The organism is Sphingomonas sp. BK345 (assembly GCF_014193845.1).
GTDB lineage: Bacteria > Pseudomonadota > Alphaproteobacteria > Sphingomonadales > Sphingomonadaceae > Sphingomonas.
The window spans coordinates 111256-137299 of sequence record NZ_JACHZX010000006.1 but is presented as its reverse complement, the minus strand read 5'-3'; the positions used below and the strand labels follow the sequence as shown (position 1 = coordinate 137299).

At 69.3% G+C, this 26044-nt stretch carries 19 protein-coding genes; 8 read left to right on the top strand and 11 right to left on the bottom strand.

Annotation, left to right across the window (positions count from 1 at the left end; all coding sequences use genetic code 11):
* Positions 1-371: 371 nt before the first annotated feature.
* Both FHY03_RS17635 and FHY03_RS17630 read right to left on the bottom strand, forming a co-directional pair.
* On the bottom strand, positions 372-755 hold the full coding sequence (locus FHY03_RS17635; protein WP_183931852.1) for a hypothetical protein: 384 nt from the start codon (positions 753-755) through the stop codon (positions 372-374).
* 119 nt (positions 756-874) lie between these two features.
* Positions 875-1936 carry a phosphatidylinositol-specific phospholipase C1-like protein gene (locus tag FHY03_RS17630; RefSeq protein WP_183931851.1) on the bottom strand — a complete coding sequence of 354 codons (1062 nt, stop codon included), beginning with the start codon at positions 1934-1936 and terminating at the stop codon, positions 875-877.
* Positions 1937-2129: 193 nt separating this feature from the next.
* Here FHY03_RS17630 and FHY03_RS17625 point away from each other — a divergent pair, with 193 nt between their 5' ends.
* The 3 genes from FHY03_RS17625 to FHY03_RS17615 all read left to right on the top strand — a co-directional run bounded on the left by FHY03_RS17625 (position 2130) and on the right by FHY03_RS17615 (position 10807).
* On the top strand, positions 2130-5363 hold the full coding sequence (locus FHY03_RS17625; RefSeq protein WP_183931850.1) for a glycoside hydrolase family 2 TIM barrel-domain containing protein: 3234 nt from the start codon (positions 2130-2132) through the stop codon (positions 5361-5363).
* Positions 5364-5784: 421 nt separating this feature from the next.
* Positions 5785-8241, top strand: a complete 2457-nt coding sequence (locus FHY03_RS17620; RefSeq protein WP_311722208.1) for a TonB-dependent receptor domain-containing protein — start codon at positions 5785-5787, stop codon at positions 8239-8241.
* A 52-nt stretch (positions 8242-8293) separates the two neighbouring features.
* On the top strand, positions 8294-10807 hold the full coding sequence (locus FHY03_RS17615; protein WP_183931849.1) for a TonB-dependent receptor domain-containing protein: 2514 nt from the start codon (positions 8294-8296) through the stop codon (positions 10805-10807).
* A gap of 9 nt (positions 10808-10816) precedes the next feature.
* Here the strand turns inward: FHY03_RS17615 and glf are convergent, their stop codons facing one another.
* A complete protein-coding gene (glf, locus tag FHY03_RS17610) occupies positions 10817-13189 on the bottom strand; it encodes a UDP-galactopyranose mutase (RefSeq protein ID WP_311722206.1) in 2373 nt (790 codons plus the stop codon).
* A gap of 179 nt (positions 13190-13368) precedes the next feature.
* Between glf and FHY03_RS17605 the strand changes: the two genes are divergently transcribed.
* On the top strand, positions 13369-15201 hold the full coding sequence (locus tag FHY03_RS17605) for a family 1 glycosylhydrolase (protein WP_183931848.1): 1833 nt from the start codon (positions 13369-13371) through the stop codon (positions 15199-15201).
* A gap of 99 nt (positions 15202-15300) precedes the next feature.
* A complete protein-coding gene (locus FHY03_RS17600; protein WP_183924520.1) occupies positions 15301-15714 on the top strand; it encodes a VOC family protein in 414 nt (137 codons plus the stop codon).
* Positions 15715-15744: 30 nt separating this feature from the next.
* Here the strand turns inward: FHY03_RS17600 and FHY03_RS17595 are convergent, their stop codons facing one another.
* The 3 genes from FHY03_RS17595 to FHY03_RS17585 form a co-directional block, all read right to left on the bottom strand.
* On the bottom strand, positions 15745-16338 hold the full coding sequence (locus tag FHY03_RS17595; protein WP_183924522.1) for a cysteine hydrolase family protein: 594 nt from the start codon (positions 16336-16338) through the stop codon (positions 15745-15747).
* Positions 16331-16762 carry a hypothetical protein gene (locus tag FHY03_RS17590; protein WP_183924524.1) on the bottom strand — a complete coding sequence of 144 codons (432 nt, stop codon included), beginning with the start codon at positions 16760-16762 and terminating at the stop codon, positions 16331-16333. Before FHY03_RS17590 ends, FHY03_RS17595 begins: the two co-directional genes overlap by 8 nt.
* A 122-nt stretch (positions 16763-16884) precedes the next feature.
* The gene (locus FHY03_RS17585; RefSeq protein WP_183931847.1) at positions 16885-17976 is read right to left on the bottom strand and encodes a CAP domain-containing protein; all 1092 of its coding nucleotides are present in this window, start codon (positions 17974-17976) and stop codon (positions 16885-16887) included.
* 215 nt (positions 17977-18191) lie between these two features.
* Between FHY03_RS17585 and FHY03_RS17580 the strand changes: the two genes are divergently transcribed.
* Positions 18192-18530, top strand: coding sequence for a P-II family nitrogen regulator (locus tag FHY03_RS17580; RefSeq protein WP_132910351.1), 339 nt, complete (start codon positions 18192-18194; stop codon positions 18528-18530).
* 92 nt (positions 18531-18622) lie between these two features.
* The gene (gene glnA / locus FHY03_RS17575; protein ID WP_183924528.1) at positions 18623-20035 is read left to right on the top strand and encodes a type I glutamate--ammonia ligase; all 1413 of its coding nucleotides are present in this window, start codon (positions 18623-18625) and stop codon (positions 20033-20035) included.
* 211 nt (positions 20036-20246) lie between these two features.
* Here glnA and FHY03_RS17570 read toward each other — a convergent pair whose 3' ends face one another.
* The 3 genes from FHY03_RS17570 to FHY03_RS17560 form a co-directional block, all read right to left on the bottom strand.
* A complete protein-coding gene (locus tag FHY03_RS17570; RefSeq protein ID WP_183924530.1) occupies positions 20247-20750 on the bottom strand; it encodes a pyridoxamine 5'-phosphate oxidase family protein in 504 nt (167 codons plus the stop codon).
* A 263-nt stretch (positions 20751-21013) separates the two neighbouring features.
* Positions 21014-21628, bottom strand: coding sequence for a 30S ribosomal protein S4 (gene rpsD, locus FHY03_RS17565; protein WP_183924538.1), 615 nt, complete (start codon positions 21626-21628; stop codon positions 21014-21016).
* 168 nt (positions 21629-21796) lie between these two features.
* On the bottom strand, positions 21797-22096 hold the full coding sequence (locus FHY03_RS17560) for a DUF1244 domain-containing protein (protein ID WP_409314215.1): 300 nt from the start codon (positions 22094-22096) through the stop codon (positions 21797-21799).
* A gap of 68 nt (positions 22097-22164) precedes the next feature.
* Here FHY03_RS17560 and pyk point away from each other — a divergent pair, with 68 nt between their 5' ends.
* Complete coding sequence (pyk, locus tag FHY03_RS17555) at positions 22165-23640, top strand: pyruvate kinase (RefSeq protein ID WP_183924542.1); 1476 nt, start codon at positions 22165-22167, stop codon at positions 23638-23640.
* Positions 23641-24078: 438 nt separating this feature from the next.
* On the opposite strand, the gene FHY03_RS17550 is transcribed toward pyk, so the two are convergent.
* Complete coding sequence (locus tag FHY03_RS17550) at positions 24079-25200, bottom strand: carboxypeptidase family protein (RefSeq protein ID WP_183931846.1); 1122 nt, start codon at positions 25198-25200, stop codon at positions 24079-24081.
* Positions 25197-25796, bottom strand: coding sequence for a DUF4136 domain-containing protein (locus tag FHY03_RS17545; RefSeq protein ID WP_183931845.1), 600 nt, complete (start codon positions 25794-25796; stop codon positions 25197-25199). Before FHY03_RS17545 ends, FHY03_RS17550 begins: the two co-directional genes overlap by 4 nt.
* Positions 25797-26044 lie beyond the last annotated feature (248 nt).

Below are 26044 nucleotides of genomic sequence, written 5' to 3'. Positions count from 1 at the left end.
CACACCTGTTCTATGTAGGACAGAGCAAAGCGGCGGACCGCCACGGAAAAGGCGCGATTGATCAATCAACGAGCGTCGCTCATCCGTTCCCCGCTTAGGGCCGGGAGCCCGTTGGAGTGATCTGGGTGGCGGTCACTGCCGTCTCCCACCTGGCCCCGGGCTTCGCCGGGGCACGACGGCGCCGCGCTCGGGCTGGAGGACGAGACGCTCGCCGACGGTGCGGCGACCACCTACCGCGTGCCGATCCCGCCGATCGGGATTGTGCCCGACCATCGGCACGGCACGGCCGCCTTCTAGCGCGAGGACATCGATTGGGCCGGGAAGGCGCTGACGCTGCGCCGCTGGTGTGTGAGGCGAGCCGACGTTCGCCGCTACGCCGCCGCCGACTCCGCGCCGAGCAGCCAGACCTCGGCCTGCTCGACCGTCTCGAAATAGCAGGCGGCGCGCTCGGCCGCGGCGCGGCGGATCTGCGAGCGCGCGAGCGAGCGGGCGACGACGAAGGCGAGGCGGCGCGAGGCGTGGCGCGGGTCGGCGAGAACGGCGCGGAACTCGGCGACGCTGCCCTGCGCCTGGATGTCCATCTCGCGGATGTCGACGAGCGTGACATGCGCGTTCGCGCCGCAGGTGAGCAGGGCGTGGGCGGCGTCGCGCGCGGCGAGGAGACGCGCGATCGCGGCGGCGTCGAAGAAGCCCGACATGGTGATGCGCACCAGCGCGCGCGGCACGTCGACCTGGATGAGGAAGTGCGCGGTCATCGCTGAGTGGCTTAGCCGAGCGCTGGTAAAGGTTGCGTTAGCTGCGTCGGGGGGCAACGGAAGGGCTCCGGCCGCGCGACGCCGGAGAGTTGCCGTCGCTTATGCCTCCCGCTCCCTGCTCACCGCTCGCCGATCGAACACCCCTTCGGCCGGCGCACCGGGTTGCAGCGCGCCACGCCGCCGCCCGGCAGCGCCACGTGATAGCCGCCGCGGAAACGCGGGTCGGGCCAGAGATAGTCGGTCGACACATACTGGGCCCCGCTCGCCAGCGCGGTGTCGCGACGGCGCGTGTCATTGCTCCGCGCCTCGCGCGTCTCGGCATCGGCGCGGGTGCGCACGAGATAGCCCGCGGCGACGTCGCGGCGGATGCGCGCGGCGTCCGCCATCGTCTCGTTGAGCGTGAGATAGGCCGCCGCGGGCGAGTCCTCGTCGGTGTTGATGAAGAACACGCGCCCTTCCAGCGATCGCCGCGCACCGCGGTACAGCGCTACCTTCGCCGGCGTCTCGTCCATCGCGAACAGGATCTTGCCGCGCGCCTGCTTGAGCGTCGGCCAGTTGTTCGCCAGCACCGCCTCGCGCAGCGTCGGGTAGCGGCCCTGGACGTCGTCGGGGGTGATCAGCTTGGCCGGCGGCAGCACCGCGCGGATCTCGGCGTCGAGCGCGTCATAACCTACGGCGTCGGGCACGACCGAGTCGATCCCGCCCCGCGCCGCATTCTGCTCGTCCTTGACGTTGAACATCAGCATGATCGGCACGTGGCGCGGGTGCGCGTCGGACCAGCGGCGGATGATCGTCAGGCACTCGGTCAGCAGCACGCAGCTCGACGAATTGTCGATGCCGGGGATGTGGAGCACCTTGTAGCCCGGCCGGCGCAGCGCCGGATCGTCCGACCCGCGCGCGTAATGGCCGCCCTGCGGATCGTAGTTGACGTCGATCTCGAGCTGGCGCGCGCCCTTGTCGAGCTGCTCAGTCAGGTCACGGTGCGCGTAATCGAGCGCGTCGGCGAGCTTCGGGTCGGCGGCGCGCAGCCGGGCCATCGTCGCGGCGGGCATCGCGCGCTTGTAGCTGTTGTGCGTACCGATCACCTGCACGTCGTTGAGTCGCAGCGGCCCGGCGTCGCGCGCCGCGGCCGGGGCGGCGAGGAGGGTGGCGAGAGCGAGCGTGCGGGCGAGACGGATCATGCGCGCTCCCTAGAAAGCGCGCGTGAAACTGGCGTGACACCGTCGGACGTCGCCCGAGTCTTGCGCGCCCTCAGCAATGGTTTGCGCTCAACATCAGCGGCTTGCGCGAGACCGCTTGTGCCGCTGCGGCGTGGTATTATCGTCAGACAATAGCAGGGTGGCGGAAGGCTGCCCGCACGGGAGGAAAGAGGGAATGCGCTCGCTGTTGCTCGCCGGCGTCGCCGCCGCGTCGCTGGTCACGCCGCTCGGATCGAAGGCGGTCGCGCAGGGGCTGCCGCAGGTGCAACCGGTGCAGGTCGATGCGTCACGGCCCGACTGGGAGAACCCCGCGGTCAACGCGCGCAACAAGCTGCCCGCGCACGCCACCGGCTTCCCTTTTGAGACGCGCGCGCTCGCGCAGGCGGGGGAGGAGGCGCGCTCGTCGCGCTATGTCGCGCTCGATGGGACGTGGAAGTTCGCGCTGTCCCCCAGTTCCGACGACCTGCCCGCGGGGTTTGAGAAGCCCGACTTCGACGTCGCGGGCTGGAAGGACATCAAGGTCCCCGGCGATTGGCAGGCGCAGGGCTTCGACCAGCCGCGCTACAACAACGTCACCTACCCGTTCCCGGCCAACCGCCCGCTGATCCCGCATGCGACCAACCCGGTCGGCTCCTACCGCCGCGACGTCGACGTGCCCGCGGGCTGGCAGGGCAGCGACGTGATCCTCCACATCGGTGCGGCAGGCTCGGCCTATGACGTCTGGGTCAACGGCGAGAAGGTCGGCTATTCCGAGGATTCGAAGCTGCCGAGCGAGTTCGACGTCACCCGCTTCGTCAAACCGGGGCGCAACACGGTGGCGATCCAGATCCACCGCTGGTCCGACGGCAGCTACCTCGAGGATCAGGACTTCTGGCGCGTCTCGGGGATCGAGCGCTCGGTCTACCTGCTCGCCGCGCCCAGGACGCGCGTGCGCGACGTGTTCGTCCACGCCGGGCTCGACGACGCCTATCGCGACGGCAAGCTCGCGGTCGAGGTGGCGGTGACCGGCACAGCCGCGACGAGCGCGCGCTACGCGCTGATGGACGGCGATCGTCTCCTCCAGCAGGCGCGCGCCGCCGTGCCGGCGGGGCCGGGCGAGCGCGAGGTGACGCTGAGCGGCACCGTGGCGAACGTGCGCCCGTGGACCGCGGAGACGCCGAACCTCTACACTTTGCTGGTCGAGCTGTACGACGCCAAGGGCGCGCTGATCGAGTCGAGCGCGCGCCGGATCGGCTTCCGCACCGTCGCGATCATCGACGGCCGCGTGACGGTCAACGGCAGGCCGATCACGATCCGCGGCGTCAACCGCCACGAGCACGACCCGGAGACCTTCCACACCATCACGCGCGCCTCGATGGAGCGCGACGTGCAGCTGATGAAGCGCAACAACATCAACGCGCTGCGCATGTCGCACTATCCCAACGACCCGTATATGTACGAGCTCGCCGACCAGTATGGCCTGTATGTGATGGACGAGGCCAACGTCGAGAGCCACGCCTATATGGAGGCGGGCAACAATCACCCCGACGACCGCGCCAAATACCAGATCGGCTTCGACCCGGCGTGGAAAGACGCGCATGTCAGCCGCGTCACCAACATGATCGAGCGCGACAAGAACCACGCCTCGATCATCTTCTGGTCGCTTGGCAACGAGGCGGGGATCGGGCCGAACTTCGAGGCGGGCGCGGCGGCGGCCAAGCAGCGCGACCCGTCGCGGCTGCTCAGCTATCTCGGCTGGGGGACGTGGGAAGGCGTCCACGACCATCGCCCGAACTACTTCGCCGATATTTACGCGCCGATGTACGACACGGTCGAGAAGATGCGCGACTATGCCGTCAACTGGCGCTTCAAGCAGCCGATGATCCAGTGCGAGTACGCGCACATGATGGGTCAGACCGGCGGCAACCTGAAGGAATATTGGGACACGATCTACGCTCACCCCGACAAGCTGCAGGGTGGCTTCGTGTGGGACTGGGTCGACCAGTCGATGTACCGCTATACCAAGGACGGGCGCCGCTACTGGGGTGACGGCGGCGAGTACGGCCCCAACCCGGGCGGCGACATTGAGTTCGGCGACGGGCTGCTCCAGTCCGATCGCACGCCCAACCCGCAACTGTATGAGCTGCGCAAGGTCTATGCGCCGGCGCAGTTCGACGGCTTCGATCCCGCCACGGGCCGCGTGACGGTGCGCAACCGCCACGACTTCCGCGACCTGTCGGGCTTCAGCTTCGACTGGGAGCTGGAAGAGGATGGCGTACCCGTCGCCAAGGGTGCGCTCGCCCCGCTCGCCACGCCCGCGCGCGGCGCGGAGGCGATCACGCTGCCGCTGACGGGCTATCAGCGCCGCGCGGGCGCCGAATATTTCGTCACGGTCAACGTCCGCGCCAGGGAGGGCGCGATCCCCGGCGTGGCGGGCGGTACCTTGCTCGGCTTCGAGCAGTTCCAGGTGCAGCCGGGCGCGGCCACCGCGCCGGCCGTTGCGATGGGCGCGGTGGCGCTCAAGCAGGCGAGCGGCGCGGTGACCGTGTCGGCGAACGGCGCGACGCTCACGATCGATCGCGCCACCGGGCTGGTGCGCGACTATGCGCAGGGCGGGCGCACGCTCGCGAGCGGCGGCGCGCCGCATTTCTGGCGCGCGGTGACCGACAATGACATCGGTATCGGCACCGACCGCAAGCTGGCGATGTGGAAGGCGATGAGCGACACGCGCCGGGTGACCGCGGTGCGCAGCGCGCGCACCGACGCCGGCGCCGAGGTGACGGTTGACTATGCGCTCGGCGACGGCGCCGCGACCTTCACTACCCGCTATGCCATGACGGCGGACGGCAGCGTCGGGATCGACGGCCAGTTCACGCCGGTGAAGACCGACCTGCCCGCGCCGTTCCGCGTCGGGCTCGCCTTCGCGATGCCGACCGACGTCACCGAGGTGGAATGGTACGGCCGCGGGCCGCACGAGAGCTATGTGGATCGCAAGACCTCGGCGCCGATCGGACTGTGGCGCGGCAAGATTGCCGAGCAGAACCACGACTTCATCCGCCCGCAGGAGACCGGCAACAAGGTCGACGTGCGCTGGATGGAGCTCTCGGGCGGCGGGCGCGGCGTGCGCGTGCAGGGCGACCGACCGCTGATGATGAACGCGCTGGCTTTCCCCTATGCCGATCTCGACCGACACACGCCGGGCACGTGGAAGTCGACCGACGTGGTGCCGCACGGCCAGGTCACGCTGCTGGTCGACTCCGCGCAGTGGGGCGTCGGCGGCGACACCGAGTGGAGCCAGGCGGGGCTGCCGATGCCGCAGTACCGCACTCGGCTGGAGCCGACGCGCGTGACCTTCCGCCTCACCCCTTTCGCGGGCGAGGGCACCACGCCCGACCGCGCGCGCGCGGCGAGCGCGACCGGCGAGGACTGATCGCGCCGGGTCGCATCGCTTGGTGGGTCATCCACCGGGTTTAAACCAGTGGAGTGCTCCTGCGAACGCCGGAGCCCAGGGCCACGAACGTCGTGCGTGCCGCCCTGGGCTCCGGCGTTCGCCCGAGCACGAATCGGTTAAGGCAGATCGCGATCCACCCCCGCCGCGAGCGGGAGGTTGATGCCGCAGTATACTCCGTCGCTGACACCAGTGGTGACCCAGACCGGTGATTTTCTATATCGTAAGTAGAATTAAACGGCCCGCCAATCAGCGGCTTCACCTTTTGATCTGATCTGGCGCAATCTTCGTTGCCGCAGCACCATCATCAATCCGACTTATCATAGGGGCGCCAGACAATAAGGGGCGCGCCGTGCATATTAAGACCTTGCTTCTGTTCACCTGCATACCGTTAGGAGTCGGCGTGCCGCAGCTCGCCGCCGCGCAGCAGGCGCCCGCGACGAACGACCGGGACGAGGTCGCCGCCACGCCCGACGCGACGACACCGCGCCGCGACGTGGTCGTCACCGCGGTGGCGCGCGGGCGCGACCGGCTCGACACCGCGGTCTCGACCAGCCAGCTGCTCGCCAGCGACATCGACAAGATCGCGCCGCGCTCGGTCGCCGAGATCTTCCGCAACATTCCCGGCATCCGATCGGAGAGTTCGGGCGGCGAGGGCAACGCCAATCTCTCGATCCGCGGGCTGCCGATGGCGACCGGTGGAGGCAAGTATCTGCAGCTGCAGGAGGACGGCCTCCCGCTCGTCGAGTACGGCGACCTGGTTTTCGGCAACGCTGACATCTTCCTGCGCGCCGACCTGGGCGTCGCCAGCATCGCCTCGGTGCGCGGCGGCTCGGCCTCGACCTTCGCGTCCAACTCGCCCGGCGGCGTGATCAACCTGATCTCCAAGGCCGGCGAGACCGAGGGCGGGGCGGTGCAGCTTCTCACCGGGCTCGACTATGGCGAGCATCGCCTCGACCTGGACTATGGCGGGCGGCTCGGCGACGGCTGGCGCTTCCACGTCGGCGGTTTCGTCCGCCAGGGCGAGGGGCCGCGGCGGATCGGCTATGACGGTAATCGCGGCGGCCAGATCAAGCTCAACCTCACCAAGGAGTTCGACGGCGGCTACGTGCGGCTCTACGGCAAGGCGCTCGACGACCGCACCGTCAGCTACATGCCCAACCCGGTGCGCGTGACCGGCAGCGACGCCGACCCGCATTACGAGAGCCTTCCCGGCTTCGATATCGGCCATGACGCGCTCTATTCGCGCTACGCGCTGCCCAACGTCACGCTGGACGGCGCCAACCGCCGCAGCGTCCACGACCTGCGCGACGGCATGCATCCGGTGGTCAACGCGGTTGGGTTCGAGGCGCAGGCGACGCTCGCCGGCTGGACGGTGATCGATCGCTTCCGCTTCACCAGCATCACTGGCCGCTTTATCGCCAACTTTCCCGCCGCGATCGACGGCGCGAGCGACATCGCCACCGCGCTCGGCGGCGCCGGCGCGACCCTGCGCTACGCCAGCGGGGCGCAGCCCGGACAGGCCATCGCGCGGCCGGGCCAGCTCGGCGCAGGCAACGGCCTGCTCGTCGAGAACATCGTCTTCGACGCCAAGATCAACAGCTTCGGCAACCTGTTCAACGATCTGCGTGCCAGCCGCGTGGACCCGATCGGGCGCGGCGAGCTGACCAGCACGCTCGGCTTCTACCGCTCGCGCCAGGACGTCCACACCGACTGGCTGTGGACATCGGACCTGCTCGAGCTGCGCGGCCGCGGCACCGCGGCGATGATCGACCTCTACGACGCGCAGGGCGTGCCGGTGACGCAGGACGGTTTCTACGGCTACAGCGCCAGCTTCTTCGGTGACTGCTGCCACCGTCGCCACCGCGTCGACTATCACACCAACGCGCCGTTCGGCTCGCTCAACTACAAGCTCGGCCGCGTCTCGATCGGCGGCAGCCTGCGCTACGACTTCGGCGACGCCGCCGGGCTGATCTATGGCTCGGACCTCGGCGGGGATCGCTCCAAGCTCATCGCGCGCGACATGAACGGGGACGGCACGATCGCGGCGGCGGAGCAGCGTGTCGCGGCGCTGCCGCTCGGCAGCCCGGCGCCGGTCTTCTACGGCTGGCATTACCTGTCCTACTCGACCGGCATCAACTGGCGCGTCGCCGAGCCGTTCGCGGTCTTCGCGCGCTACAGCCGCGGCGCCCGCACCAATTCGGACCGGCTGCTGTTCGGCCCCGGGCTAGACGTCGCCACCGGCGCGCTGACCAACCGCCGCGCCGCCGTGGACCGGGTCGAGCAGGTCGAGGGCGGGCTGAAGTACCGCCGCGACGGCGCGCGGCTCGATCTCACCGGCTTCTGGGCCCGCACCGGCGAGCAGAACGCGCAGATCACCACGCCCGGCTCGTTCATCGACCGCGTCTATCGCGCGCACGGCATCGAGGCGGAGGGAGCGCTCACGGGCAAGGTCTTCAGCCTCACCGCCGGCGCGACCTTCACCGACAGCAGGATCGCGATCGACCAGATCGATCCCAGCACCATCGGCCATGTGCCGCGGCGCCAGGCACGCTTCATCTTCCAGACCACGCCCGAGCTGACGTTGGGGCCGATCGAGCTCGGCGCCAATGTCGTCGGCACCACGAGCAGCTTCGCGCAGGACGTCAACAAGCTGAAGCTGCCGGGCTTCTCCACCGTCAACGCGTTCGCGACCTATCATCTCACCGAGCGGGTGCAGCTCTCGCTCAACAGCAACAACGCCTTCGACGTGCCCGGCTTCACCGAGTCCGAGAATGCGACGATCCCGGCGAACGGCATCGTTCGCGCCCGTTCGGTCAACGGCCGCACCACCTCGTTGGCGCTGCGCCTGCTGCTCTGAGCACGGCGCCGCTCCCCGACCCGCTTCCTCTTTTCACCACGGACGAGGTATCATGCGTTTCAAGACCCTCCTCCTCGCGGCGGCGGCGATCGTCGTGCCCGCGCACGCGTTCGCTCAGGCCACGACGAACGTGACCACGCCCTCAGTCGAGACGACCGCTTCCGACCAGCGGGGCGCGACGGAGACGCCGCACCGCGACGTGGTCGTCACGGCGGTGGCGCGCGGGCGCGACCGGCTCGACACCGCGGTCTCCACCAGCCAGCTGCTCGCCGACGACATCGACAAGATTGCGCCGCGCTCGCTCGCCGAGGTGTTCCGCAACATCCCCGGCATTCGCTCGGAGAGCTCGAGCGGCGAGGGCGGCGCCAACCTCTCGATCCGCGGCCTGCCGATGGCGACGGGCGGGGGCAAATACCTCCAGCTCCAAGAGGACGGCCTGCCGGTGCTGGAATATGGCGACATCGCCTTCGCCAACGCGGACATGTTCATGCGCGCCGATCTCAACCTCGCCGCGATCGCCTCGATCCGCGGCGGTTCCGCCTCCACCTTCGCGTCCAATTCACCCGGGGGCGTGATCAACCTGATCTCCAAGACCGGCGAGACCGAGGGCGGCGCGGTCCAGCTGCTCGAGGGCCTGGACTATGGCGAGCACCGGCTCGACGTGGATTATGGCGGGCGGCTGGGCGACGACTGGCGTTATCATTTCGGCGGTTTCGTCCGTGTCGGCGAGGGGCCGCGCCGGATCGGCTATGACGGCAACCGCGGCGGCCAGTTCAAGCTGAACCTCACCCGCGAGTTCGCGGGCGGCTATGTCCGGCTGTACGGCAAGGTGCTCGACGACGGCGCGGTCGGCTATGCGCCCAACCCGGTGCGCGTGACCGGCAGCGACGCCTCGCCGCACTATCAGAGCCTGCCGGGCTTCGACATCGCCCACGACGCGCTGTTCTCGCGCTACGCGCTGCGCGTGCCCACGCTCGACGGCGACAATCGCTACAGCGTCTATGACGAGCGCCACGGCCGCCGCTCCACGGTTCAGTCGTTCGGCGTCGAGGCGCAGGCGACGCTCGCCGGCTTCACCGTGATCGACCGCTTCCGCTACAGCCATATCAGCGGGCGGATCGGCGGCGACTTCCCGGAGAGCGTCGGCGCGGCGAGCGAGATCGCCGCTACGATGGTCAAGCCCGCCGGCACGCTGCGCTACGCCACCGGCCCGAACGCGGGTGTCCCGATCACGGACCCGACCGCGCTGAGTGGCGGCAACGGCCTGCTCGCGCGGATGATCGTCTTCAACACCAAGCTCAACGATCTCGGCAACGTCTTCAACGATCTGCGCGGCAGCCGCGTCGACCCGATCGGCCCCGGCGAGCTGACCAGCACGCTCGGCCTGTACAATTCGCGGCAGGATATCCACACCGACTGGCTGTGGGCGTCGCGCGTGATGGAGGTGCGCGGCGGCGGTAACGCGACGCTGGTCGACGTGCTCGACGCCGATGGTGTGGCACAGACGCAGGAGGGTGTGTACGGCTATGGCGCCAGCTTCTTCGGCGATTGTTGCCGGCGCCGACATCGCGTCGATTATTTCACCAACGCACCGTTCGGCTCATTGAACTACAAGCTCGGCCGCGTCTCGATCGGCGCGAGCCTCCGCTATGATCTGGGCCACGCCGAGGGGCTGATCGCCGGGTCCGACCTGTACGGCAAGCCGATCCCGCTGACGTCGCGCGACATGAACGGCGACGGCGTGATCGCGCCCGCGGAGGAGCGGGTAGCGTATTTTCCGGCCGGCTTCTCCGCACCGGTCGATTACGACTGGCACTATCTCTCCTACTCGTCGGGCATCAACTTCCGCCTGGCCGAGCCCTTCGCCATCTTCGCGCGCTACAGCCGCGGCGGGCGCACCAACGCCGACCGGCTGCTGTTCAATCCCGCGAACATGAGCCTGGTGACCGGGCGACTCACCAAGCCGAACGCAGCCGTCGATCGTGTCGAGCAGGTCGAGGGCGGGTTCAAATTCCGCCGGGCCGGTACACGGCTCGATCTCACCGGCTTCTGGGCGCAGACGGGCGAGCAGAATGCGGAGAGCACGCATCCCGGCGTGTTCGTCGACCGTGTGTATCGCGCGCACGGCGTCGAAGGCGAAGGTAGTCTCGATCTCGGCGTCTTCCGCCTCTCCGCCGGTGGCACCTACACCGACTCCAAGATTGTCGCCGACCAGATCAAGCCGATCACGGTGGGCAATGTCCCGCGGCGCCAGGCACGCTTCATCTACCAGGCGACGCCGGAGCTGGCGTTGGGGCCGATCGAGCTGGGCGCCAATGTCGTCGGCACCACCAGCAGCTTCACCGACGACACGAACCAGCTGAAGCTGCCCGCCTTCACCACGGTCGGCGCGTTCGCCACCTGGCACCTGGGCGAGCGGCTGCAGTTGTCGGTCAACAGCAACAACCTGTTCGACCAGCTCGGCTTCACCGAAGCCGAGGACGCGGCGATCCCGGCGAATGGCATCGTCCGCGCCCGCGCGATCAACGGCCGCACCACCTCGCTGGCGCTGCGCCTGCTGCTCTGATCACGCCGATCAGGCCGCCGCGGGGCGGAGCAGCGGCTCCACCCGCGGCGCGTCGGGCTCGCGCCAGCGCTCCGCCAGCCGGCGGTAGGTGGCGAGCGCCTGCCCGACGACCTGGTCCATGTTGTAATAGCGATAGGTCGCCAGCCGCCCGACGAAGCTCACGCCCGCCTCGGCGATGGCGAGTGCCTCGTAGCGCTTGAACAGTTCCTGGTTCTCCGCGCGCGGGATCGGGTAATAGGGATCGCCGGTGGCGCTCGGATATTCGTAGGTGATGCTGGTGTTGGGCGCCTGCTGCCCGGTGAGATACTTGTACTCGGTCACGCGGGTGTACGGCACGTCGGGCGAGGGATAGTTCACCACCGCGACCGGCTGGTGCCACTCCTGCTCCAGCGTCTCGTGCTGGAAGCGCAGCGAGCGGTACGGCAACTGGCCATAGCGGTAGCCGAAATATTCGTCGATCGGGCCGGTGAAAACGAGATGGTCGTGCGGATAGGCGTCGCGCGCCTCATGGTAGTCCACGCCGAGCAGCACGTCGATGTTGGGATGGTCCAGCATCCGCTCGAACATGCGCGTGTAGCCGTCGCGCGGCATCGCCTGGAAGCTGTCGGTGAAGTAGCGGTCGTCGGTGTTCGTCCGGGTCGGCACGCGCGCGGTGACCGATTTGTCGAGCTCGGACGGGTCGAGCCCCCATTGCTTGCGCGTATAGCCCTGGAAGAAGGTCTCGTAGAGATCGCGCCCGACGGCGGAGATTACCACGTCGGCCGAGGTGCGCACCACGTCGACCGGCTCGGCGCGGTTGGCCAGGAAGGCGGCGGCCTCCGCTTCGGTCTCCAGCGCCAGGCCGTAGAGCGCGTTGAGGGTGGTGCGATTGATCGGCATCGGCACCAGCGTGCCGCGCACGTCGGCGAGGACGCGGTGCTCATACGCGCGCCAGTCGGTGAAGCGCGACAGATAGTCGACGATCTCGCTTGAGTTGGTGTGGAAGATGTGCGGGCCATATTGATGGATCAGCACGCCACCCGCGTCGAGATGATCATAGGCGTTGCCGGCGACATGCGGGCGGCGATCGACCACCAGCACGCGCTTGCCCGAGCCGGCGGCGAGCCGCTCGGCCATCACCGCGCCCGCGAAGCCGGCGCCGACCACCATCACGTCGTAGCGCTCGCGCGTCGTCACCGGCCAGGCCACCGGAGAGACGATCGGCTGGACGTGGCTGCCGCGCGCGATCGCGGCGTCGATCAGCGCGGCCATCTCGCTCTGGACCTGGTCCCACGACCCGCGTGCGAGCAGCGCGTCAACTTGCGGCAGCCAGCGCTCGGGCGCGCGCGCCAGCGCGAGCGCGGCGTCGCACGCCGCGGCGAACTGGGGCGCCTCGGCCGCGACGAACACGCCCGGCACGTCGCCGTAGCTGCGCACCACGTCGGTCACCGGGGTCGACACCACCGGGCGGCCGGCGGCGAGATATTCGGGCGTCTTGGTCGGGCTGATGAAGCGCGTGGCCTCGTTGATCGCGAAGGGCATCAGCGCCACGTCCCAGCCGCGCAGATAGGCGGGCAGTTCGGCGTAGCCGCGCCCATCGGGATAATGGAGGTTGGCGCGCCGCGGTAGGTCGTCGGGTGAGATCTTCACCACCGGGCCAAGGATCACGATCTGATAGTCGGGGCGCGCGTCAGCGAGCGCGGCGAGGAGTCCGAGATCCATCCGCTCGTCGATCACGCCGTAAAAGCCGAGCCGCGGCGCGGGCAGGTCGCTCTGGTCCGCGGGGGTCGCGCCGGGCGCGCGCGCGGCGGCGAAATGCGCGACGTCGACGCTCGACGGGAAGGCGTGCACCGCGTCGTGACGTTCGCGTTTCGCCTCATAGAGGCTGTGGCCGCCGGTGAAGACCAGATCGGCCTGGTCGAGCAGCCGCTGCTCGAGCGGCAACAGGTCATGCGGCGCGTTCTTGAACTGCGACAGCTCGTCCATACAGTCGTAGACGATGCAATCGGCGGCGAGATGCTCGGAGAAGGGCAGCATCATCGGCGTGTAATACCAGCGCACCACCGGGCCGCGCGGTGCCGCCATCATCGCGTCGAGCAGGTCGCGCAGCGTCGCGCATACCGCGTCGCCGGCGAGACCGGCGGGAAGGTGCGGGGTGCACACCGTCACCCCGGTATTGGCGCAGCGGCGCTGCTCCACGCGCGGCGCGGCGTCCGCCGCGGTCACGATGGGCTCCTCCCAGAACAGCACCTGCCGTGCGCGCGCGAAGCGACTCATCAGATGCTGCGGTCGCTGGAAGACGAAATCCCAACGCAGGTGGCTGAAGCAGATCAGCGTGCCCTCGTCGTCGCTGGCGGTCGCACGGCTGTCCTGGTGCGGCAGGGGGGGCGAGGGCAGGGTCACGGAGGAGTCTCCCGATGGTTCGGACACATTGGGAAACTCAGCAACATAGCCGCATGTTCCAGTGTAAGTATCTGATAAACTTAGGTTTGCTTTGAAGTGTCGACGGCGATTTTGCGCTGGCGAGGCAACGGCGCGCGGGCCCGGACGTTGGCGGCACGATCGGGCAGAGGAGCCGGAGCATGCGCGAACTCGAGCTGTGGGGCGGCCTGGAGTGTACCGTGAATCGTATCGGCGACCATTACGTCGATCAATTCGCGCTGCTCGGCCATCGCGACCGCCCCGAGGACATCGATCTTATCGCCGACCTCGGGATCAGCGCGCTGCGCTATCCGATTCACTGGGAGAGCGTCGCGCCGGAGCGGCCGGAGTCGCGCGACTATGGCTGGTATGATCAGCGGCTGGAGCGGCTGCGCGCGCGCGGCGTCGGCGTGATCGCGGGGCTGGTCCATCACGGTTCGGGTCCGCGCTACACCGACCTGCTCGACGAGCACTTTCCCGCGCTGCTCGCCGATTACGCCCGCGCCACCGCCGAGCGTTATCCGTGGATCGACGACTGGACCCCGGTCAACGAGCCGCTCACCACCGCGCGCTTCGCCGCGCTGTACGGCCATTGGTATCCGCACCGCGTCGAAGAGCGCGACTTCTGGCGCGCGCTGGTCAACCAGGTCGACGGCACCGCGCGCGCGATGGCCGCGATCCGCTCGGTCAGCCCGCGGGCACGGCTGATCCAGACCGAGGACCTGGGCCGCAGCTTCGGCACCGTCGCCACCCGTGATCAGGTGGCGTTCGACAATGTCCGCCGCTGGGCGACGTGGGACCTGCTGTGCGGCCGAGTCGTGCCCGGTCATCCGCTGCACGCGCGCTTGAGTGACTTCGGCCTCGCCGCGCGGCTCGACGCCCTCGCGGCGGCGCCGTGCCCGCCCGACGTGATCGGGGTGAACCATTACCTCACCAGCGATCGTTTCCTTGATCACCGCGTGGCGCGCTATCCCGCTCACACGCACGGCGGCAACGGGCGGCAGCGCTACGCCGACGTCGAGGCGGTACGCGCGCTCCAGCCCGGCGCGCCGGGGCTGGTGGGGGTGCTGCGCGAGACTTGGGCGCGCTACCGGCTGCCGCTGGCGGTGACTGAGGTGCACAACGGCTGCACGCGCGAGGAGCAGATGCGCTGGATGGCCGAGGCGTGGGACGGTGCCGTGGCACTGCGCGCCGAGGGCGTCGACTTGCGGGCGGTGACGTGCTGGTCGCTGCTCGGCAGCCAGGGGTGGAACACGTTGCTGACCGGCGGCGGATGGTACGAGCCCGGCGTCTACGACGTCTCCTCCGGCGTGCCGCGCGCGACGGCGATGGTGCCGCTGCTGCGCGCACTGGTGTCGGGTAGCGCGCGCGACCCGCTGGCGCACGTGCCGGGCTGGTGGCGCCGGTCGGAGCGGCTCGCTTATGCCGCGGTGCCGCGCCCCGCACCGATGTCGGCGCAGCGGCCGTACCAGGAGGTCGCGCGCGTGGCGGTGCCGCCGCTGCTGGTGCTCGGACGCGACGACGCGCTCGCGCCGCATCTCGCCGCAGCCTGCGCGCAGCGCGCGATCCCTATGGTCTTCGGGGAGCGCGATGACGACTCGCCGGAGGCCTGGGCCGTGGTCGACCTCAAGGGCGACCCGCGCGGCGGCGACTCGCCTCCGACACGTCCGCGCCTGCGAATCGAGGCGAGCTGGGGTGATGAACCGCCGCGATCGCGGCGCCGCACGCCCGCGACGCTGGTTGCCGTCGCCGATGATCTGTTCGCGCCCGACCGGCCGCCGACGCCGCGGGCCGCGACGCCCACCTACGTACCCGACCTGATCCGCGCCGCGCTCGATCTGCTGATCGATCGCGCGACCGGCGAGTGGCACCTGCGCCACGGCGATGCGGGGCGGGAGCCGCCGGTGCGCAACCTGCTGCTGCTGCGACCTCTGGAGCAAGCACTCGCCGAACAGGCTTCAGCCGCCGCCGCGCTCCCCGCGCGCGCCGCCTGAGCAGCGAGCGGGGCGGAATAGAGTGAGGCGGATCGCCGCGGTCGGGCTGGTCGTTGAGCGTAGCGGCGGCGCCTGAGCGCCGCACCACGGGAGACGATGATGCCGCAGCTCAACGGGGTGCTCGAGACCGCGCTGTATGTCGACGACAAGGCGCGCTCGATCGCCTTCTTCCGCGACGTGCTGGGGCTGACGATCCTGCGCGACGAGGAGCGGCTCACCGCGTTCGACGCCGGCGGCGGCAGCGTGCTGCTGATCTTCGCGCGTGGCGAGTCGACCGCGGGCGAGGACACGCCACAGGGGCATATCCCCGGGCACGACGGCGCCGGTCCGCTCCACATGGCGTTCAAGACCGCGGCTGAGGATTATGACGCCTGGCGCAATCATCTGCGGGCGAACGGGGTGGGCGAGCTCAGCGAGATCCACTGGCCCGCGGGCGGGCGCAGCGTCTATTTCAACGATCCCGACGGCCATGTGCTCGAGATCGCCACGCCGGGGCTGTGGCCGAACTATTGAGCGGGTGATCTTCCGGGTGGCGGGCGCAGCTCAGGTGTCGGCCCGCGCCAACCACGTCTCCAAGCTCAGGTCGTCGCTCGCCGCGGTCTCCGCGCACATGCTCTTGCGCATCAGCTCCAAGGCCCAGTCGAGATGCTCTCTCCGCTCGCTCGCGACTGTGTCCTCGGGCACCCACAGGTCATAGTCGCGCATGTGCGCGTCGGCGGCGGTGAACAGCACGCAGATGTCCGCCGCGACCCCGGTCAGGATCAGCCGGCTCACGCCGAGCTGGGGCAGCAGCACCGGCAGGTTGGTCGCGTAGAAGCCGGAGAACTGCGGCTTCACCACAAAATAGTCGCGCTCGCGCGGGCGGAGCGCGTCGATCAGCGCGGCGCCGCGGCTGCCCTCGCGACGGCAATGGTCGACGATGCTCGATCGCTCGGCGTGCCAGCGCCCGAAATTGTCGTTGACGTAGATCACCGGCACGTCGGCCGCGTCGGCGCGGTCGCGCAGCGCGCGGATGCGGTCCGCCGCCGCGATGGCCGCGGGAGCGAGCTGCTCGCCGCCATCGAAGTCGAGGTCGTTGATCATGTCGATGATCAACAGCGCAGTGGCGCCGGGCGTCGGCTCGGTGGCGTCAGCCATGCCGAGCGCTCTCGGCTACTGATGCGGGTGCGGGTGACAGCGGCCTCATCGCGACGAGCAGCGCGCGGACGGCATCGACGATCTGATAGGAGGCAAAAGGTGCGAGCAGGCACGGGCGCGCAGCGAGATGCGGCGGCGGTGCCATCCCCGCCTCGCCGATGAGCAGCAGCGGCACGCCGCCGGCGTCGAGCGCGTCGAGCAGCGGCAGCGCGCTTCCATCGCTCAGCCGCAGGTTGACGATCGCGGCGGCCGGGCGCTCGCGCAGGTTGGCGAGCAGCGCCAGCCCCTCCGTCACAGAGCGCACCGGCCCGAGCAGCTGCGCCCCGGCGTCGTGGAGCGCGTGGCGGAGATAGTCGGCGCGGAACGGCTCGGCCTCGGCGAGCAGGAGCAACGGCCGTGCGGGCAGGGAAGCGTCCGGAAACATGCGCGCAACCTGACACGCGCGTCGCGGCTTCGCGTTGATCTGGAGTGGTTCCGGTTGATTTAGCCAGGGACGTGCCCGGCATGAGCCGGGCGAATGCCCGTCGCGGCAGGTCGGGTGCCCGGCTACGGCACGATCCGGAAGGTGTAGCTGTAGCTCTGCGGCTGGCCGCGCACCGTCACGCCGTCGATCGTCACGGTGTAGGTCACGCCGTTGGCCAGCCCCGCGACCGCGAACTGGATGTTGTTGGGCACGCCGTAGCCGGTGTTGTCGAAGCTGATGTTCGACACCGTCAGCGCCGTGTCGCCGTTCGCCACCCGTATCGTCGCCTTGGAGAAATCGACCTGCGCGTTGGCGCCGCCGCGCCGCGTCGCGTCGGCGATCACCGAGAAGGATAGCAGCGCGGCGGGGTCGAAGTAGCGCGCCGGATAGTCGCCGTAGGGATAGGCCACGTACGGCGGCAGCCCGCCCGGCGCCGTGACCCCGCCGGTGAACGACACCACCTTCATCGCCGCCGCGTCGGTGCGGCTGCCGTCCGCGAGCACCTGCGCGACGCGGCCGTAGCTGATCTTGCCCAGAAAGGGATCGAGCATCCAGCGGCGATGGCCGACGTTGTTGGCGACCAGGTTGGTCGTCTCGGTGAGCCACCCGCCGAGATACATGTCCTCGGTGTAGTAGGCGAGGTAAGGCGAGATCAGGCCGCCGTAGAGGTTGCTCGTTCCCGCGCCGGTCGAGCCGGTATCGGTGTAGCATTTCCAGTCGGCCGGCGGCGTGTGGGTGAGCTGGCCGTTGGCCGCCATCATCAGCGCCGCCTGGGTCGCCTGCTCGTCGTCGGCGCTGGAATAGGTCACCGCGGGCAGGTGGTGGAGCGCGCGGATCGCATTGAGCCGCGCGAGCACGTCGGCGCGCACGCTGTCGGCCAGAACACCGGCGCGGCAATCGGGCACGTCGGGTTGGCTGGTGAAGAGCGCGGCGGCGCGTGCCGCCCAGCTGCCGGTCGGCGCGGGGGAGGCGGGATCGGCAGCGACCGGCGTGGGGGTGGGCTGCGGCGTCGGGCTCGGCGTCGGCGAGGGAGCGGGTGCGGTGGCCGGCGTCACCACGACCGCGGCGGGGGTGTTCGCCGTGCTGCTGCCACCGTCGCCACCACCCCCGCAGCCGCCGAGCAGCAGCGAGAGCGACGACACGCCGAAGATCCAGGACAACCGGAAGTTACGCATGTCGCCCCTTATGCCGTTGCCGCTTAACAAATTGGCCTGCGTCGGGTTGCTCAAAGCGGTGGCAGTCGGCGGGTGTTTGCCCGTTTTTCGGGCAGGCGCGCCGACGGCCCGGTCGGTCGCCGCACTGGGTTGCCCTGAGCGTCCGCGGCTGGCACGGTCGGTGCAAGGTACCTCGCGGGGTATCGGTCTTTCATCCGAGGTGGGGCGTCAATCGCGTGAAGAAGATCGAGGCGATCATCAAGCCGTTCAAGCTGGATGAGGTGAAGGAGGCGCTGCACGAGATCGGCGTCAGCGGCATCACCGTGACCGAGGCCAAAGGCTTCGGGCGGCAGAAGGGCCATACCGAGCTGTATCGCGGCGCAGAATATGTCGTCGACTTCCTGCCCAAGGTGAAGCTCGAGGTGGTCGTCGAGGACGGACTCGCCGAGCGCGTGGTCGAGGCGATCGCCGCCGCGGCGCAGACCGGCCGGATCGGTGACGGCAAGATCTTCGTGATTCCGGTGGAGACCGCGCTGCGCATCCGCACCGGCGAGCGCGACAACGACGCGATCTGACATCCCATCGCCCCGGCCGCGCGCCCGGGCGTCCCTGTTACCGCGTGCCCCGGCAACGTTCGGGGAGCGCACCTGCGAGAGAGAGAAGCATCATGGCGAACACGGCCGCAGACGTTCTGCAGAAGATCAAGGACGAGGAGATCGAGTGGGTCGATCTGCGCTTCACCGATCCCAAGGGCAAGTGGCAGCACCTCACCATGGTCGCTTCGGTCATGGGCGAGGACGAGTGGACCGACGGCCTGATGTTCGACGGTTCCTCGATCGCCGGCTGGAAGGCGATCAACGAGTCGGACATGATTCTCAAGCCCGACCTCGACGCGGTCTACACCGATCCCTTCTCGGCGACGCCGATGCTGATCGTGTTCTGCGACATCGTCGAGCCGTCGACCGGCGAGGGCTATAGCCGCGACCCGCGCACCACCGCCAAGCGCGCCGAGGCCTATGTCGCCACCACCGGGATTGGCGACACGGTCTATGTCGGCCCCGAGGCCGAGTTCTTCATGTTCGACGACGTCCGCTTTGAGAACAGCTACAACACCAGCTACTTCAAGATCGATGACATCGAGCTGCCGACCAACACCGGCCGCGAATATGAGGGCGGCAATCTCGCGCACCGCCCGCGCGCCAAGGGTGGCTACTTCCCGGTCGCGCCGGTCGACTCGGCGGTCGACATCCGCGGCGAGATGGTCTCGACCATGATCGAGATGGGCCTGCCGTGCGACAAGCACCACCACGAGGTGGCGGCGGCGCAGCACGAGCTGGGCCTGACCTTCGGCACGCTGACCACCACCGCCGATCGCATGCAGATCTACAAGTACGTCGTGCACCAGGTCGCGCATGCCTATGGCAAGTCGGCCACCTTCATGCCCAAGCCGATCAAGGAAGATAACGGCTCGGGCATGCACACCCACTTCTCGATCTGGAACGGCAAGGAGCCGCTCTTCGCGGGCAACGGCTATGCCGGCCTGTCCGACACCTGCCTCTATTTCATCGGCGGGATCATCAAGCACGCCAAGGCGATCAACGCCTTCACCAACCCGACCACCAACAGCTACAAGCGGCTGGTGCCGGGTTACGAGGCCCCGGTGCTGCTCGCCTATTCGGCGCGCAACCGCTCGGCCTCGTGCCGCATCCCCTACGGCACCGGTCCGAAGAGCAAGCGCGTCGAGGTCCGCTTCCCCGACGCGATGGCGAACCCGTACCTGGCCTATGCCGCGCTGCTGATGGCGGGTCTCGACGGGATCCAGAACAAGATCCATCCCGGCGAGGCGATGGACAAGAACCTGTACGACCTGCCGCCGGCCGAGCTGGCGCAGGTGCCGACGGTCTGCGCGTCGCTGCGCGAGGCGCTCGACTCGCTGATGGCCGACCACGACTTCCTGCTGAAGGGCGACGTGTTCACCAAGGATCAGATCGAGGCCTATGTCGAGCTGCAGTGGCAGGACGTGGCGCGCTGGGAGATGACCCCGAGCCCGGTCGAGTACGACATGTACTACAGCGCGTAAGTCGCGCCGAGCGGCTGACGCGAGAAGGGCGCCCGGTGCGAACCGGGCGCCCCTTTTGCTTAGATAGGCTCCTCCCCGCTCGTGGGGAGGGGGACCACTCGCGCCGCGAGTGGTGGAGGGGGCCGCCTCAAACGAGCCGCCTCCATGGGGGGAGAGCCTCCTCCGTCAGCGCATCGCGCTGCCACCTTCCCGCGAGCGGGGAGGATTAGGGTCACGCCGGCGAGCTCTCCGCCGTCGTCGCCACCTTGGCGTGGCTGCCCGACTCGCTCGCCTTGATCGTCCCGCCGAACAGCATCTTCACGCGGCCCGAGAGCGAGATGTCGCTCTCCCACAGTTCGGCGCTGTCGATGTCGACGCGCAGCAGCGCCAGGTTGGGGTCCTCGCGGCCGCCCGGAAACCAGGCCTCGGCCTGCTTGTTCCAGAGCTTGTCGATCAGCACGGGATCGTTGTCGATGCGCGCCTCGCCGTCCATGCAGGCGAAGAAGTCGTGCCCCTTGGACACATATTGCGCCATCACGCGTCCGCCGCCGGCGAGCCGATTGTCCTTGCCGACGAAGAAGAACAGCGTGTCGACCTGATCCTTGTCGAGCTGCGCGGTGAGCGGCTCACTGTGCGACGAACCGTCCGCCGCGCCGACCATCACGAACGGGCTGTCCGCCATCCTCTGCCACAGGTCGTGCTTGAGCTTGGTCGGGTCGGTGTTGGCGTCCGCCATCTTGGGTCTCCTATCGATGTGGACGGAGAACGAGAGCGCGTCGGGTTGGTTGCGGGCAGGGCGGCCGCGCTAAGGTGGCGACGGCGTGCTCCTGCGCACGCAGGAGCCCAGAGCCACGAGCGCGACGCGTGCGGCCCTGGACTCCGGCGTTCGCCGGAGCAGATTACCCCAACGAAAAACCCCGGCACGCGGCCGGGGTCTTGGAGGAGAGCGACGGCTCTCCCGCGCCACCCCGGCAATACCGGGGCGACGGATGGGTCAGGTCAGCGCGAGTAGAACTCGACGACAAGGTTCGGCTCCATCTTCACCGGATAGGGCACCTCGTCCAGCGTCGGCACGCGAATGAAGGACACCTTCGCGGCGCCGTCGGGAGCGACATAGTCGGGCACCTCGCGCTCGGCGAGCTGCTGCGCCTCGAGCACCAGCGCCATCTCCTGCGCCTTGGTGCCGAGCGTGATCTCGTCGCCGACGTCACAGCGGCGCGACGCGATGTTGCACTTCACGCCGTTAACGCGGACGTGGCCGTGGCTGACCAGCTGGCGCGCGGCCCAGATCGTGGGCGCGAACTTGGCGCGGTACACGATCGCGTCGAGGCGGCGCTCGAGCAGGCCGATAAGGTTCTGCGAAGTGTCGCCCTTCATGCGCGACGCCTCCTCATAGGCGTGGCGGAACTGCTTCTCGGTGACGTCGCCGTAATAGCCCTTGAGCTTCTGCTTGGCGCGCAGCTGGATGCCGAAGTCCGACATCTTGCCCTTGCGACGCTGGCCGTGCTGGCCCGGGCCGTACTCGCGCTTGTTGACCGGGCTCTTCGGCCGGCCCCAGATGTTCTCGCCGAGACGACGGTCGAGCTTGTACTTGGCGCTGCTGCGCTTCGACATCAGATATTCCTAAGCAATGGCGTACAACGTTGGTCCCGGTCATCGCGCCGCGTGATCCACGAGGTGGAAAGCGCAGGCCCGCCGCTTCACCGGGGTGCGGGGGCGATTGCGAAGCGGCGCGGGTAGCGGGGCAGGGCCGCGGAGTCAAGCTGAACGCCCGCGCCACCGTCAGGCGTTGCGCGCGACGCTCTCCTTCATCCGCGCCAGCTGCTCCGGAGTCGCTTCCTGCTGGTGGCGGTCCTTCCATTCGGCGTAGGGCATGCCGTAGATCGTTTCGCGCGCGGCGTCCTTGGGCAGGCCGCCGGCCTCGCCGATCCAGTCGGACAGGCAGTTGCGGCAGAAGCCCGCCAGCCCCATCAGGTCGACGTTCTGCGCGTCGGTGCGGTGGCGCAGGTGGCGCACCAGGCGGCGGAAGGCCGCCGCGGCGGTCGCATCGTCGAGCGTGTCGAGGGGGTCGCGCTGATCCATCTGCATCTCCGGATTTGATCCCGGCGCGTTAGTCGCTAAGGCGTCCGCGGCAAAGCAGGAAGGCGCATGTGACCGAGACATCCGATACGATCGCCCCGCGCTCGCGCAAGGTTCGCGTGCTCGCCACCCTAGGCCCGGCGAGCGACACGCCCGAGATGATCGCGACGCTGTTCCAGGCAGGAGCGGACGCGTTCCGCATCAACATGAGCCACGGCGACCAGGCCTCGAAGGCGCAGATCATCCGATCGATCCGCGCGCTGGAGGAGAAGTTCAACCGCCCCTCGACGATCCTCGCCGATCTCCAGGGGCCGAAGCTGCGCGTCGGCAAGTTCGCCGGCGGCCGCGTGATGCTGGAGCACGGCAGCACGTTCACGCTCGACCATGACCCGACGCCGGGCGACGCGACGCGCGTGCGACTGCCGCATCGCGAGATCTTCGCCGCGATCGAGCCGGGCGCGCGCCTGCTGCTCGACGACGGCAAGCTGGTGCTGCGCGTCACCGACCATGACGAGAACCGCATCGTCACCAACGTCGAGATCGGCGGCGCGCTGAGCGACAACAAGGGCCTCAACGTCCCCGACGTGGTGGTGCCGATGGCGGCGCTGACCGAGAAGGATCGCTCCGACCTGTCGTTCGCGCTGGAGCAGGGGGTCGACTGGATCGCACTGTCGTTCGTCCAGCGCCCCGAGGACCTCGCCGAGGCACGCAAGCTGATCCAGGGCGAGGCCGCGCTGCTCGCCAAGATCGAGAAGCCCGCCGCGATCGAGCGGCTCGAGGAGATCGTCGAGATGTGCGACGGCGTCATGGTCGCCCGCGGCGACCTCGGCGTCGAGCTGCCGCCGCAGTCGGTGCCGCCGCTGCAGAAGCGCATCGTCGAGACCGCGCGCCGGATGGGCCGACCGGTGGTGGTCGCGACGCAGATGCTTGAGTCGATGATCCAGAGCCCGTCCCCGACGCGCGCCGAGGTCTCCGACGTCGCCACCGCGATCTACGACGGCGCCGACGCGATCATGCTCTCGGCCGAGAGCGCGGCGGGCGCCTGGCCGGTCGAGTCGGTGGCGATGATGAACGCGATCGGCGACGCGGTGGAGCGCGACCCGATGCACGGCGACCGCATCCACTTCACCGTGACGCGGCCCGATCCCACCACCGCCGACGCGCTGGCGGAATCGGCCAAGAACATCGCCGCGACGGTGTCGGCGGCGGCGATCATCTGCTTCACCAGCTCGGGTTCGACCGCGCGCCGGATCGCGCGCGAGCGGCCCTCGGTGCCGATCCTGGTGCTCACCCCCAACCGCGAGACCGCGCGGCGGCTCGGGCTGCTATGGGGCACGCACAATGTGGTGACGCGCGACGTCGAGTCGTTCGAGGAGATGGTGGCCAAGGCGAAGCGGATCGCGCTGCGCCAGGGTATCGCCCAGGCGGGTGACCGCGTGATCGTGATGGCGGGCGTGCCGTTCCGCACCCCCGGCTCGACCAACGTGCTCCACGTGGTGCGCATCATCGGCGACGAGTTGAAGGACTATCGCGCGCAGGGCGAGTGAGGCGCGCGGCCTGATCCATCGCCACGATCCGCGTCCGAAAGTGATGCGGATCGAGCGGCGGCGGTAATTTGGTCCCGTCGCTCCCGGATCGATCGCGCATGAAGCGCGCGAACGGGGCGGGGGCAACGATGTCACGCGCGGCGACGCACGAGCGCGTACGCAACGAATTGGCGTGAGCGCGCCGCACCGTCGCGATGGCGATCGATCCGGTCTCCGCCGGCTCGCCGCGCCGCTATATCGGCGAGCGCGAAGGCGAGCTGCACCGCCGCGCGGTGTGGTGAGGGCCGTTTGACGATCCTCCTCGCACGGCGGGGAGGGGGACCGCTCGCGAAGCGAGTGGTGGAGGGGGCTCTCCCCGCAGTGCAGCGCCTGCGGAAGCCCCCCTCCACCATGCTGCGCATGGTCCCCCTCCCCGCAAGCGGGGAGGATTAACTTCCCTCACAGCTCGTCGATCATCTCCGCGACCACCTCGAGGCACGAGACGCCCAGCCGGCGGCTGCGCTCGGGGCTCCAGCCGAACGCGGCGTCGGGGTTGGGGTCGTGGTCCTTGAACGGCATCTCCAGCGTCACCGACACCGCGCCGAAGCGCTCGGCGAGCTGGTTGGTCGACATCGACAGATTGGCCTTGCCCGGCGCCGAGCGCTCATAGCCCAGCTCGGTCTGGAAATCGCGGCTGTGCGCCGCCAGCCGCCGGCCGAAGTCGTAGAATTTGGCGCCATGCGCGTCGGTCCAGGAGGGGATGCCCTCGAAGCCCGCGATGAAGTTCGCCGGGATCGCCTCGTCGCCGTGGACGTCCATCGCGAAGGTCACGCCGGTGCGGTCCATCTCGCGCAGCACGCACAGCACCTCGGGACTGCGCTCGGGCGACGGCGCATGCCACTCGCGATTGAGGTTCACCCCCGCCGCGTTGGTGCGCAGATGGCCGCGGCGCGTGCCGTCGGGGTTCATGTTGGGCACGACATGGACCGTCGCCGCCGCCAGCAGCGGTGCCGCGGCGTCGCTGGTGAGCCAGTCGAGCGCGCCCTCCATCCAATATTCGGTCATCGACTCGCCAGGGTGCTGGCGGCCATACAGCCACACCTGCTTGGCACCGCCGCCGACGCGGAGATAATCGATCGCCTGGCCGTCGAGCGTGGTGCCCAGCTCGCGATGGGTCACACCTGGCCGCGCCGCGATCCGCGCCACCAGCCGCGCGTGCATCTCCATCGTGAACGGCGCGAAATAGGCGAACCAGGCGAGGTCGCCGGTGCCGGTCCAGTCGAAGGTGAGCACGCCGCCGTCGTAGCGCGTGTCGATCATGCGCCACCCCGCCAAGTCGGTCGAGGCGCGGGTGCGATAGCCCGGCCAGCCGAACGGATAGGCCGACTGGCCGGCGTTGACGATGCGGAACGTCACCCGCCTGCCGCGCAGCCCGGCGGCGCGGAAGTAGAACCATTGGTAGAAGTCGGACTGGTGATCGCGGACGATCTCGAGATCGCAGGTCCAGTCGTCGCCCTCGCCGCGGAGCTCGACCAGGCGGATGTTGCCGCCATCGAAGGCGGCGTTGATCTGTAGCGTCATTTCACCTCGACCGTGCGCCCGGACTCGCCGGGGAAATCCTTGAACAATGCGGCGGCGAGCCGCGCCGCCACGGCGTTGGCGTCGGCGTCGGGCGCGCTGGTGTCGGTGAGCGACTGCGCCTGGCCCTCCCAGATCGCGTTGGGGCCGCGCCGCAGCCGCACCGCCAGCTCGGTTACCACGCCGATGCGCTCGCGCGCCTTGCCCAGAGGGAAGCTGACCCCGCCGCCCAGTCCGGTGCCACCGCGCCGCCCGCCCGAGAAGCCGCCCCCGCCCAGCCCGATCTGCACCGGCGAGCTGCGCGGCGGCAGCGGCCGGTCGGTGCGGGTGAAGCCCACGGTGGCGATATACTGCGCGGCGGTGCCGGGCGCGGGGCTGGTGAAGCCGTTGCGCAGCAGCTCGGCCTCCACCGCGGCGGCGTAGGTCTTGTACTCGAGACTGGGCGAGCCCGCGCCCTGGAGCGGCTCGACGCTGACGGTGCCGCGCTCGGCCACGGCGTCATAGTGGAAGCGGGTCGCCTCGACCGGGAAGCGCTGCGGCCCGGTGGCGCAGGCGGCCAGCGGCGCGGCGGCGAGAAGGACGAGGACGACACGACGCATGACACATCCTTCGCGGAAACGATCGTTGCGCCATAGCAACGCCGCAGCGCGTCGCAAGCTCCGCGGGGGCGGGGAAAGGGACGGATCGCCGCAGCGGGTTCATCGCGGCAGGGGCGCTTCGAGACGAGGCTTCGACGAACGCAGCCTCTCCTCAGCGCGAACGGACGTGAGCGAACAGCGGGGCGATCTCAGCTGCACCGCGCGTCCCTTCGCCCGCCGCGCTCCTTCGCCGTTCATGCTGAGGAGCC